The organism is Nonomuraea sp. NPDC050328 (assembly GCF_044459405.1).
Lineage (GTDB): Bacteria > Actinomycetota > Actinomycetes > Streptosporangiales > Streptosporangiaceae > Nonomuraea.
Genome location: NZ_JBITIW010000012.1, coordinates 253,096 through 263,667, shown reverse-complemented (window position 1 = coordinate 263,667; position 10,572 = coordinate 253,096). Strand labels below are relative to the sequence as shown.

Sequence of the window (10,572 nt, the reverse complement as noted above, 5' to 3'; positions counted from 1 at the left end):
CCGCCCCCCCCCGCCCGCGCCCCGGGGCCCCCCGGGGGCCGGGGGGGGGGGGGCCCCCCCGCCCCCCCCCGCGCCCCCCCCCCCCCCCCCCCCCGGGGGGGGCCCCCCCCCCCCGCCCCCCCCCCCCGGCCCTGTCCGGCCTGCCTCGCGAGGGCGGTAGCGTTTGTCCCAGCACGTCCTATCGCGAGGAGAAGCACGGCCGTGGCGCAGGACCTTTCCGAGACCGCCGGCGCGGCACGCACCGACACCCCGCGCGCCGGGGCGCCCCTCCTCGCCAGAGTGGCCGCCGCCGCCCTGGGCGGCCTCGCGCTCTTCCTCGCCTTCCCGCCGCTCGACTGGTGGTGGGCCGCCCCGCTCGGCCTCGCGCTGATCGCCGGCAGCCTGTACGGCACGCGGCCCCGCCGGGCGGCCTGGCTGGGCTACCTCGCGGCCCTGGTCTTTTTGCTCCCCGCACTCGCCTGGGTCCGGCCCATCGGCTATGACGCCTGGCTGGCCCTGGTTGCCCTGGAGAGCGCCTTCTACGCCGCCCTGGCTGCCGGGGCCGCCCTGCTCTTCCGCTTGCGTCTGTGGCCGTTGTGGTTCGCGGCACTGTGGGTGGGGATGGAGTGGGCCAGGGGACTCTTCCCGATCGGCGGCTTCCCGTGGGCTCGGGTGGCTTTCAGCCAGGGCGAGTCGCTGTTCACCCGGTATGCCGCGCTCGGCGGGGTGCCCTTCGTCTCCTTCGTCGTCGCCCTGTGCGGCGCGCTCCTGGCCGCGGCGGTCCTGCGGCTGGCGGCCCCCCGGACGGCACCGGGGCTTCCGGGACGGCGGCCGGTCGCGCTCCTGGCCGGCGGCGCGCTGCTCCTCCCGTTGCTCGGCCTCGCCGTACCGCGCTTCGGCGACGAGGGACGCACCGTCAACATCGGCCTCGTCCAGGGCAACGTGCCCGGCGAGGGCATGGCGATCTTCGGCGACGAGCCCGCCGTCGTGCTGCGCAACCACGCCGACACCACCCACGCCCTGGCCGCCGCCGTGCGCGCGGGGAAGCTGCCCAAGCCGGACCTGGTCGTGCTGCCGGAGAACTCCACCGACATCGACCCGTACGCCGACCCCACCGCCAGGAAGATCATCGATGACTCGGTCAAGGACGTCGGCGTCCCCACCCTGGTCGGCGCGGTGGTCGGCCTCGGCACCGACGAGCGCGCCACCCGCAGCCTGGTCTGGGACCCGGTCACCGGCCCCGGCGCCTACTACGACAAGCAGCAGCTCGTGCCCTTCGGCGAGTACACGCCGATGAAGGAGATCTTCCTGGCCCTGTTCGAGCGGGCCGCCCTGGTCGGCCGCCAGTCGGTCGCGGGGGACCGGCCCGGCGACCTGAAGATGGGGCCGGTCACCGTCGGCGCGGTCAACTGCTACGAGGTGGCCTTCGACGGCATCGTCCGCGAGACCGTCCGCACCGGCGCGACGCCCCTGGTCGTGCAGACCAACAACGCCAGCTACGCGCTGTCCAACCTGCCGCCGCAGCAGCTCGCCATGTCGAAGCTGCGCGCCGTCGAGCACAACCGGGCCGTCGTCACCGCCGCCACCACCGGCATCTCCGCCTACGTCACCCCCGACGGGAAGGTCGCCTGGAGCACCGCCGAGCGGGTGCGGGACATGACCGTGGTCACCGTCCCGGTCCGCACCGCCGGCACCCTGGCCACCCGGCTCGGCCCGGCGCCCGAGTGGGCGCTCGTGCTGGCCGGAGCCGCCGCCGTCGCCTTGGGCTGGCGCCGCCGCCGCGAACCGGTGGCCTAGCCGCGCCCCGGACGGGCAGGCGACACGGGGTGACACGGGCCGGCCGGTCAAGAGCATGCCTATGGCCCGAACTGGTCTACCCTTGCCACAAACGGCAGAGTCGGAAGGGCACTGGATGAACTCGGTTGACGACCCGGACGTCACGGGCGGAGCCCCGGCCGACGGCTCGATCGGGAAGGTCCTCGTGGTCGTCCCGACCTACAACGAGCGTGACAACCTGCCCCGCATCGTCGCCCGGCTGCGCGCCGCCCTTCCCGAGGCGCACGTCCTGATCGCCGACGACAACAGCCCCGACGGCACCGGCCGCATCGCCGACGAGCTCGCCGCCGAGGACGAGCAGCTCCACGTCCTGCACCGCACCGCCAAGGAAGGACTGGGCGCCGCCTACATCGCCGGCTTCCGCTGGGGCCTGGCCGAAGGCTTCGACGTGCTCGTCGAGATCGACGCCGACGGCTCCCACCAGCCCGAGGAGCTGCCCAAGCTGCTGCGCGCGCTCAGCGAGGGCGCCGACCTGGCCATCGGCTCGCGCTGGGTGCCCGGCGGCAAGGTGGTCAACTGGCCCGCCCGCCGCGAGTTCCTCTCCCGCGGCGCCAACGTCTACACCCGGCTCATGCTCGGCCTGCCGGTCCGCGACGCCACCGCCGGATTCCGCGCCTACCGCGCCTCCACCCTGGAGAAGATCGGCCTGTCCGACGTCGACTCCCAGGGCTACTGCTTCCAGGTCGACCTCACCCTCCGCACCGACCGCAACGGCCTGCGCATCGTCGAGGTGCCCATCACCTTCGTCGAACGCACCGTCGGCACCAGCAAGATGAGCGGCAAGGTCATCAACGAGGCGCTGTGGCGGGTCACCGTCTGGGGGCTCACCGGCCTGCCGCGCCGCTTCCGCCGCCACCGCCACTGACCTCCGCGGTTCGCTCACGGTGGAGGCCGGAACGTGACCGCCTCCCCGGACGTTGACCCTTCTGTACGGCTGACGCGCGAATGAGGACGACGATGAGGCTTCTGCTCTTCCTGGCCTTCCTGGTGGTCCCGGTCCTGGAGATCTGGCTGCTCATCCAGGTCGGCTCGGTGATCGGCGGCTGGCCCACGGTGGCCCTGCTGATCGCCGACAGCCTGCTGGGCGCCTGGCTGGTCCGGCGCGAGGGCCGCAAGGCCTGGCGCAACCTCCAGGGCGCGCTGGGCTCCGGCCGCATGCCCGACCGCGAACTGGCCGACGGCGGGCTCATCCTGGTGGGCGGCGCGCTGCTGCTCACGCCCGGGTTCCTGACGGACGTGCTCGGGTTCCTGTGCATCCTGCCGTTCACCCGGCCGATGATGCGGCGGGTGGCGGGGTGGTTCTTCGCGCGGCGGGTCAAGGCCATGACGGCGGCCTCGCCGTACGCCAACCTCGGCTTCCGCCTCGACCCCGACGCCCGCCCCCAGCCCCAGCCGGGCTCCAAGGTCGTCCACGGCGAGGTCGTCGACGAGGACGACCGCTAGCCGATCCTCCGGCACCCTCGGACGCCCGGGATGCCCGGCCCTCTCTCCGGGAGACGAGCACCCCGTACGGCCCGGCTCTCTCCGGGAGACGAGCACCCCGTGCGGCCGGCCCACCCCCGAAAGACGAGCACCCCGTACGGCCCGGCCGCCCCCCTTTTCCCCAAGAGACGAGCACCCCCTCCGGACGCCCGCTCGCCACTACGGTGGCCAGGCATGCAAAACCCCCGGTCACCCATAAGGGGCCGGGGGCTCCACGTCACACCGTGAGGTCGTCAGGCGCTCTTCCGCCGCTGGGCCCGAAGGACGGCCAGCCGCTCGTTGAGCACCTCTTCCAGGTCTTCGATCGAACGCCGCTCCAGGAGCATGTCCCAGTGCGTCCTCGGGGGCTTGGACTTCTTGGCCTCCGGCAACTCGCCGTCCACTCGCCAGGCGGTGGCGCCGCACATGCGGCACTCCCAGGTCGCGGGGACCTCGGCCTCAGCGGCAAGCGGGACCTCGAAAGTATGGCCCTTGGAGCAGGTGTAGGACACGTCCTGGCGCGGTGCCAGATCCGTGTTACGGTCGTTCTCGTAGCTGGTTGCCCCGAGCCGGGTGCCACGAAGCGCGCGCTCGCCCATGTCTTAATGCCTCCTACAGGGCCCCCATCGTGGGGGTCTGTCTCCCACGGTGTCTAACGCTTGATACCGTGAAGGGATTCCCACCCTGCGGGTGATCCAATCGCGCATTTTCCGGCTTTCGGATCTGGGTTGTCACAAACCCCTGTGACCAGGGAGACCACGCGACGCCCAGCACCCCCTCCCGATCCGGTCCTGTCGGGCGAGATCCGGCTGGGCTCTGGGCCGGTCAGCCGTCGGCTGCCCACCCGTGCGAGCTCCGCAGCCGCGCGGCGACGCGCTGGAAACGTTCGCGGTGCAACACCGCGCCCTCCCGCCGGATGTCGTCCTCGTCCAGCACGAAGACCCGGTCCAGCCGCAGGTAGGACACACGCCCGTCGCCGTCCCACGAGCCGAGCTCCAGCCACTCCGGCCCGTCGTCGCCCCGGCTGGACAGCATCATCGCCAGCAACCGCCGCCCGGTCCGGCCCACCACCAGGAGCGGCCGGTCCTTGCCGCGGGCGGGGTTCTCTTCGTACGGCACCCACGCCCAGACGATCTCCCCCGGATCGGCCAGGCCGTCCAGGTCGGGGGAGTACGCCAGCGTGGCGGCCCGGTCGATGCTGTAGATCTCGCGCACCGCACCGCGCGCCGGACGAGGGTCATCTCCGAACAAATCCACGAAGCAGAGCGTACGGGTGATCACCACCCCAAATCCACCACCCCTCCCGCGAACGACCGGAGCACTGCCGGGCCACCAGCTCCTGCCGGACGACCTGCCGAAGCGTGCCCAGCCGAGCCCGCCACTGCTGCTCGCCCGCCACGAAACCGGACGTCATGGAACCTCGCTCCGTCATCGCTCAGCCCCCAGTAGGCGGCGCAGGGCGGCAGGGGTGTGGCCGACGTGCTGCCTGGTCGTGCGCGTCAGGTGGGCCTGGTCGGCGAACCCCAGCTCCACCGCCAGCCCGGCCAGGTCGCTCTCGCCCTGCTCGAGGCGGTCGAGGGCATCGGCCACCCGCACCCGGTTGCGGTAGTGGGTGAGGGAGACGCCCATCTCGCGGGTGAAGGCCCGGCTGAGCTGGAACGGCGAGACCTCCAGGAGAGCGGCCAGGGTGAGCAGGCCCCCGGCGGCGGGGTGCCCGGCGGCGATGGCCTCCCGTGCCGACGAGACCAGGCCAGGGCCGCTGTCGCCCTTCACCTTGCGCCGCGCGCCGCCCGGGCCGGTCCGCGCCGGTCCGCTCGCCTTCCCGCCGGCCGCCCCAGGGTGCCGGTGGTGCCCAGGAGGGCGGCCGGACGCGGGGCACGGGGCGAGGGGAGCGGTCGAGGCCGCCGGCGGCGGCGACTGGGCGAGGGCGGCACGCAGGAGATCCAGGAGGGACTCGGCCACCGCGAATCCGGCATCACCCGAGCGAGTGGCCCGCAGGAGCCGGCGATGGGCCAGGTCGAGACGGCCGTCGACGTAGAGCGTCGGGCGGAGCGGACGGCCGCCGGTGAGGCGGTGCCAGAGGGGGCCGGTGAGGGCGAGGGAGGTGCAGAGATCACCGCCGGAGGGGTGCGCGAAGTGCTCCTCCTCGCCGGGCAGCCCGAGATAGGCCAGCGTGGGGTCGAGGTCGGCGGTATGGCCTCGCGACCTGCGGCGGAAGCGGCCCCGGCGGACCAGGACGATCAGGTGATGGTCACCGGCCTGCTGCGCCGACCAGCCGCGGTGGTCGTCGAGGCAGGTCACCGCGTCGGCGGTGAACCCGTCGCCGGTGGCGAGGCGGACAGAGGTGCGCACGCTGGAGAAGGTACGCCCCGCCTCCGACAGTTTCGGCGGGCGCAAGGATGTTCAAGACCGGGGCCCGGCGGCCGGGCGAGGCTTGGCCCCATGAACAAGATTTCCGCGATCGTCATCGACTGCGCCAGCCCCACGGAGCTGGCCGGTTTCTACCAGAAGGTGCTCGGGGGCGAGATCGGCTACAGCGACGCCGACTTCGCGAGCCTGCAGGGCGGGCCGGTCACCCTCAGCTTCCAGCGGGTCCCCGGCTACAGCCCGCCCGCCTGGCCGGGGGAGGCGGGCAAGCACGCGCACCTCGACCTGGCCGTGGAGGACGTGGAGCGGACGGTGAAGGAGCTGCAGGAGCTCGGCGCGACCCTGCCGGAACACCAGCCGGGCGACGGGAACTGGACGGTGGTCCGGGACCCGGAGGGCCACCTGTTCTGCCTGTCCGCCGCCTGACCCAAGCGCCAGGTCCGCCGCCTGACCCAAGCGCCAGGTCCGCCGCCTGACCCAAGCGCCGGGTCCGCTGCTTGACCAAGAGGCCAGGCCCGCCGCCTGACCCGTGCGCCAGGGGAGTCCCGCAGGAGAGCCGGAGTCACTAGAATATCGTTCTGTGACTGCCTTCTTCACCCTCAAGGCGGGCGAGTTCGTCCCCGCCCCCCACGCACGCGGCCCCTGGTCGCCGGAGATGCTGCACGGACGGCTGCTCGGCGGGCTGGCGGCGCGGGCGGCCGAACTGGAGCACGCCGAGCCGGGGCTGCGGGCCGCGCGGCTGACGGTCGACCTGTTCCGGAACGCGGCCCTGCTGCCGCTGGCCGTGGAGACGGTCCGGGTGCGTGACGGGCGCCGCATCCGGGTCGCCGACGTGACCATCAGCTCGGCGCAGGGGGCGCTCGGGCGGGCGAGCGTGGTGTTCCTGCGGGAGGGCGAGCAGCCGCCCGGGCATGTCGCGCCGACGCCCGCCTGGGCGGAGCCGCCGCCGGAGGGGCCCGCGCCGCGGATGGGGGAGTTCCCGCCGTTCGAGATGTGGCCGCTCACCGAGTGGACCGGCACCGGTCCCAAGCGGGCCTGGATGCGCGAGCTGTACCCGCTGGTGGCGGAGGAGCCGCTGTCGCCGCTGGTGCGGGCCGCGCTGGCCGCCGACTTCGCCAGCCCGCTGGCCAACAGCGGCAGCGCCGGGCTGCACTTCATCAACGCCGACTACACCCTGACGCTCAGCCGGACGCCGAGCACGCCCGAGCTGGGGCTGGAGTCCAGCGGGCACCTCAGCGCCGACGGCATCGCCACGGGCCACTGCACGCTGCACGATCTGCACGGGCCGGTCGGCTACTGCCTGGTCACCGCGGTCGCCAATCCCGGCGGCGGGCTGATGACCCGGCCGCCGAGCTGACACCCGGGGCAGGGCTCAGGGCTGAGGGGAGCAGGGGGCCGTGGTGACGATGCTCCAGGTGATCCGGCAGGCGGCGGAGGCGCTGGTCCAGTGGGCGGCGTGGGGGCGCTCGCCGCTGTCGCCGACCACCCAGGCGGCGCCGGTGGGCCGGCCGTCGCGGAGCAGGACGGCCGCACCGGCACTGTCCATGGCCACCCGCCAGACGGCCGGGCCGGCGATCGGCCCGGCGAGCACGCGGGTCCAGCCGGAGGAGCCTTTCACGATCGCCCAGACGCCGTCCGGCTGTACGGCGAGCATGAGGCGTTTCGCGCCGTTGGCCACCTTCACGCCCAGGCACACCCCGCGGCCGGTCGCCGGGTCGAGCCGGGCGCCGCGCGTCACCTCGCCCCGGAACTCGACGCCGAAGTCGCAGCGCGCGATCGGCTGCGACACCGAGGCCGGGCCGCTGAGCCGTACCTCCTCGGTCCAGGCCGCGAGGACCTCCGCGGCCTCGGCGGGGCCGGTGCACCGCGGCGGCCCGGGGTCGGCCGGCAGGCGCAGCCGCGCCCCGGTTTCCGGCTGTACGGCGACGCCGTCCCGCACCACGAACCGCGCCGGGCCCTCGGCGGCGAGCAGGTGCCGGCCGGTGGACAGCTCGACGGGGCCGGCGCCCGCGGTGAGCAGGAAGTGCCGGGGGAGCAGCTCCGGCCGGTGCAGGCCGGTGAAGACCCGGGTGACGTCGAGGCGGGCCAGCTTGATCGCGGTCTGGTTGTGCTCCCAGACCACCACGAACCGGCCGGGCGCCTCCTCGTCGGCGCTGGCGTAGACGTCCCAGCCGCGCGCCGCCCCGGTGGTCAGCCGGGGGCCGTCGGCGAACAGCCGCCCCGGGCTCCACGGCCCGCCGGGCTCCTTGACCTTGACGTGCAGCACCTCGCGGTGCCGGTCGGGCCGCTCGCCCTGGAACGGGCCGCCGAGGGTGTTGTAGACGGCGACGTAGCGACCGTCGGCGTCGCGGGTGAAGAAGCCCTTCACGTAGAAGTTCGGCAGGTTGCGGTCGAGCGTCATCGGTGACCAGGTGGCTCCGCCGTCCGTGCTGGTCGCGGTGAGGGAGTAACAGGCGTGCCGGCGGTAGTGCGCGTCCTTCTCCGCCGGCGTGCTGCCGCCGGACAGGTCGAGGGTCCGGGCGACCATGAGCAGGGTGCCGGGATCGTCCTGGGAGACGACGACCTGTGGCTCTTCGACCCCCATGCCGCGCGGGGCGCGGGCCAGGCCGCCGCGCCGCCAGGTGCGCAGGTCCGCCGAGCGCAGCACGCCCGCGCCGCCCTGCTGCCAGTACGGCAGGAGCCAGTCCCCCCGGTGGCGCAGGGGGCGGGCCGCCAGGACGACGCCACGGCCGTTAGGCGGCACGTCGGTCTCGACGGGGAAGTCCGTCCAGGTGGCCCCCGCGTCAGTGCTGCGCTTGGCCACCAGCTCGACCGGGAACCCGTCGACGTTCCCGGCGGGGTCGCGGTCCCGGGCCACGGTGATGCGGCCCAGGAAGGCGTGCACGACGCCGGCGTCGTGCAGGAGGATCACGTAGTGGTAGCGGTGCTGGGCGCTCGCCTTCGCCAGGACGCCGACGGTCCAGGTGCGGCCGTCGTCGGACGAGCGGCCGACCAGGATCGAGCCCTGGTCGGCCGGGGCCGGGTCCACGGGGTCGGGGACGCCGGCCCGCCAGGCGACCACCAGCCTGCCGCCGCCCAGCACGGCCACGTCCGGGACCCGGTTGCCCTCGTGCGACAGCTCGCCGGTGGGGCGTTTCGCCACTTGCTCGTACACGGTGACCGCGTTGTCCACGGGGCCAGCGAAGGGCAGGCGGGCTCCGTGGGCAACCGGTTTCACCCGATGTTCACCGGGCTGACCTGAGCCGGGGCTCAGGCGGGGTACTCCCGGTGGTCGCCGGACCAGTCGGTGTGGAAGGCGCCCTCGCGGTCGACCCGCTGGTAGGTGTGCGCGCCGAAGTAGTCGCGCAGGCCCTGCACCAGCGCGGCCGGGAGGCGCTCGCGCCGGAGCGCGTCGTAGTAGGCCAGCGCGGAGGAGAAGCCGGGCACCGGCACGCCGATGGACACCGCGGTGGTGACCACCCGCCGCCACGCGTCCTGCGCGAGTGCCAGGGCGTCGGCGAAGTACGGCGCGGCCAGCAGGGTCGGCAGGTCGGGCTGGGCGTCGTAGGCCTCGCGGATCCGGTCGAGGAAGCGGGCCCGGATGATGCAGCCGCCTCGCCAGATCGTGGCCATGGCGCCCAGGTCGACGTCCCAGCCGTACTCCTTCGACGCCGCGGCCATCTGGTCGAAGCCCTGGGCGTAGGCGACGATCTTCGAGGCGTACAGCGCCTGCCGTACGTCCTCGATCAGCTCGCGCCCGGCCACGCCGGTCAGCTCCGGCCCCTCCAGCGGCCGGGCGGCGGCGCGCTGCTCGGGGTGGCCGGACAGCGCGCGGGCGAAGACCGCCTCGGCGATGCCGGTGACCGGGATGCCCAGGTCGAGGGCGCTCTGCACGGTCCAGCGGCCGGTGCCCTTCTGCTCGGCGCGGTCGAGCACGACGTCCACGAAGGGCTTGCCGGTCTCGGCGTCCACCTGGGCGAGGACCTCGCCGGTGATCTCGATCAGGTAGGACCCCAGGTCGCCCTGGTTCCACTCGCGGAAGACGCCGGACAGCTCCTCGGGCGAGGCGCCCAGGGCCTGGCGCAGCAGGTCGTACGCCTCGGCGATGAGCTGCATGTCGGCATATTCGATGCCGTTGTGCACCATCTTCACGAAATGTCCGGCACCGTCCGGGCCGACGTACGTCGCACACGGCACGCCGTCCACCTTGGCCGAGATGTCCTCCAGGATCGGCCCCAGCGCCTTGTACGACTCGGGCGAGCCGCCCGGCATGATGCTCGGCCCGTTGAGCGCGCCCTCCTCGCCGCCCGAGATGCCCGCGCCGACGAAGTGGATGCCGCGCTCGCGCAACGCCGCCTCGCGTCGCCGGGTGTCGGAGTACAGCGCGTTGCCGCCGTCGACGATCATGTCGCCGGGCTCCATCACCGCGGCGAGCTCCTCGATCACCGCGTCGGTGGGCGCGCCCGCCTTCACCATGATGATCGCCCGGCGGGGGCGGCTCAGCGACTCCACAAAGCTCCGCACATCCCGCGACGGCAGGAACGTGCCCTCAGACCCGTACTGCTCCACAAGGTGGTCGGTCCGGCTGTTGCTCCGGTTGTGCACCGCCACGGCGTACCCGTGCCGGGCCAGGTTGCGCGCCAGATTGCGCCCCATGGTCGCCAAACCCGTCACACCGATGTCCGCAAGGTCCATATCTGCTCCTACGCAAAGGACCGGGCCGCGGTTCGGCCCGGCGTCGGGGGCCCTTGGCATCCTGTCACGCGGTGTGCCGCTTCGGTGGCTCGCCGTGCCAGGGTGCCTGGATCGTCCCCTTCGGGAGCAACCGCGCGAGCCCCGCCGTACTTCCCGACCGGGAGCAACCATGCGCGTCCCGCCGTGTCTCTGGCCGAGAGCGACCCTGCGGCCCCTCGTGCTTCCGGGCTCATCGGGCTTCCCGGCCCATCGTGC

General features: G+C 73.8%; 10 protein-coding genes. 5 read left to right on the top strand and 5 right to left on the bottom strand.

Annotated elements, in window-relative coordinates; all coding sequences use genetic code 11:
- Positions 1 to 201: 201 nt before the first annotated feature.
- The 3 genes from lnt (at position 202) to ACIBG7_RS36580 (ending at position 3,258) form a co-directional block, all read left to right on the top strand.
- Positions 202 to 1,776: an apolipoprotein N-acyltransferase gene (lnt, locus tag ACIBG7_RS36590; protein ID WP_357930252.1), complete on the top strand. Its 1,575-nt coding sequence runs from the start codon at positions 202 to 204 to the stop codon at positions 1,774 to 1,776.
- A 115-nt stretch (positions 1,777 to 1,891) separates the two neighbouring features.
- Complete coding sequence (locus tag ACIBG7_RS36585) at positions 1,892 to 2,680, top strand: polyprenol monophosphomannose synthase (RefSeq protein ID WP_397339217.1); 789 nt, start codon at positions 1,892 to 1,894, stop codon at positions 2,678 to 2,680.
- 92 nt (positions 2,681 to 2,772) lie between these two features.
- Positions 2,773 to 3,258 carry an FxsA family protein gene (locus ACIBG7_RS36580; RefSeq protein ID WP_357930247.1) on the top strand — a complete coding sequence of 162 codons (486 nt, stop codon included), beginning with the start codon at positions 2,773 to 2,775 and terminating at the stop codon, positions 3,256 to 3,258.
- A 272-nt stretch (positions 3,259 to 3,530) separates the two neighbouring features.
- Here ACIBG7_RS36580 and ACIBG7_RS36575 read toward each other — a convergent pair whose 3' ends face one another.
- The 3 genes from ACIBG7_RS36575 to ACIBG7_RS36565 form a co-directional block, all read right to left on the bottom strand.
- Positions 3,531 to 3,875, bottom strand: a complete 345-nt coding sequence (locus ACIBG7_RS36575; protein ID WP_357930245.1) for an RNA polymerase-binding protein RbpA — start codon at positions 3,873 to 3,875, stop codon at positions 3,531 to 3,533.
- A 226-nt stretch (positions 3,876 to 4,101) separates the two neighbouring features.
- Positions 4,102 to 4,533, bottom strand: a complete 432-nt coding sequence (locus ACIBG7_RS36570) for a type II toxin-antitoxin system PemK/MazF family toxin (protein ID WP_357930242.1) — start codon at positions 4,531 to 4,533, stop codon at positions 4,102 to 4,104.
- A gap of 171 nt (positions 4,534 to 4,704) precedes the next feature.
- The gene (locus ACIBG7_RS36565; RefSeq protein WP_397339216.1) at positions 4,705 to 5,628 is read right to left on the bottom strand and encodes a helix-turn-helix domain-containing protein; all 924 of its coding nucleotides are present in this window, start codon (positions 5,626 to 5,628) and stop codon (positions 4,705 to 4,707) included.
- 90 nt (positions 5,629 to 5,718) lie between these two features.
- Between ACIBG7_RS36565 and ACIBG7_RS36560 the strand changes: the two genes are divergently transcribed.
- Together ACIBG7_RS36560 and ACIBG7_RS36555 are read left to right on the top strand one after the other, a co-directional pair.
- A complete protein-coding gene (locus tag ACIBG7_RS36560) occupies positions 5,719 to 6,069 on the top strand; it encodes a VOC family protein (RefSeq protein WP_357930234.1) in 351 nt (116 codons plus the stop codon).
- A 154-nt stretch (positions 6,070 to 6,223) separates the two neighbouring features.
- Positions 6,224 to 7,000, top strand: a complete 777-nt coding sequence (locus ACIBG7_RS36555) for an acyl-CoA thioesterase domain-containing protein (RefSeq protein WP_357930231.1) — start codon at positions 6,224 to 6,226, stop codon at positions 6,998 to 7,000.
- 15 nt (positions 7,001 to 7,015) lie between these two features.
- On the opposite strand, the gene ACIBG7_RS36550 is transcribed toward ACIBG7_RS36555, so the two are convergent.
- Both ACIBG7_RS36550 and gndA read right to left on the bottom strand, forming a co-directional pair.
- Positions 7,016 to 8,815, bottom strand: coding sequence for a sialidase family protein (locus tag ACIBG7_RS36550; RefSeq protein WP_397339215.1), 1,800 nt, complete (start codon positions 8,813 to 8,815; stop codon positions 7,016 to 7,018).
- 77 nt (positions 8,816 to 8,892) lie between these two features.
- Positions 8,893 to 10,317: an NADP-dependent phosphogluconate dehydrogenase gene (gndA, locus tag ACIBG7_RS36545; protein ID WP_397339214.1), complete on the bottom strand. Its 1,425-nt coding sequence runs from the start codon at positions 10,315 to 10,317 to the stop codon at positions 8,893 to 8,895.
- Positions 10,318 to 10,572: the final 255 nt, after the last annotated feature.

Excerpts from the sequence above, each read along its gene's own strand:
- ACIBG7_RS36585 (WP_397339217.1), top strand. The coding sequence starts at position 1,892 with ATGAACTCGGTTGACGACCCGGACGTCACGGGCGGAGCCCCGGCCGAC.
- ACIBG7_RS36580 (WP_357930247.1), top strand. The coding sequence starts at position 2,773 with ATGAGGCTTCTGCTCTTCCTGGCCTTCCTGGTGGTCCCGGTCCTGGAG.
- ACIBG7_RS36575 (WP_357930245.1), bottom strand. The coding sequence starts at position 3,875 with ATGGGCGAGCGCGCGCTTCGTGGCACCCGGCTCGGGGCAACCAGCTAC.
- ACIBG7_RS36560 (WP_357930234.1), top strand. The coding sequence starts at position 5,719 with ATGAACAAGATTTCCGCGATCGTCATCGACTGCGCCAGCCCCACGGAG.
- gndA (WP_397339214.1), bottom strand. The coding sequence starts at position 10,317 with ATGGACCTTGCGGACATCGGTGTGACGGGTTTGGCGACCATGGGGCGC.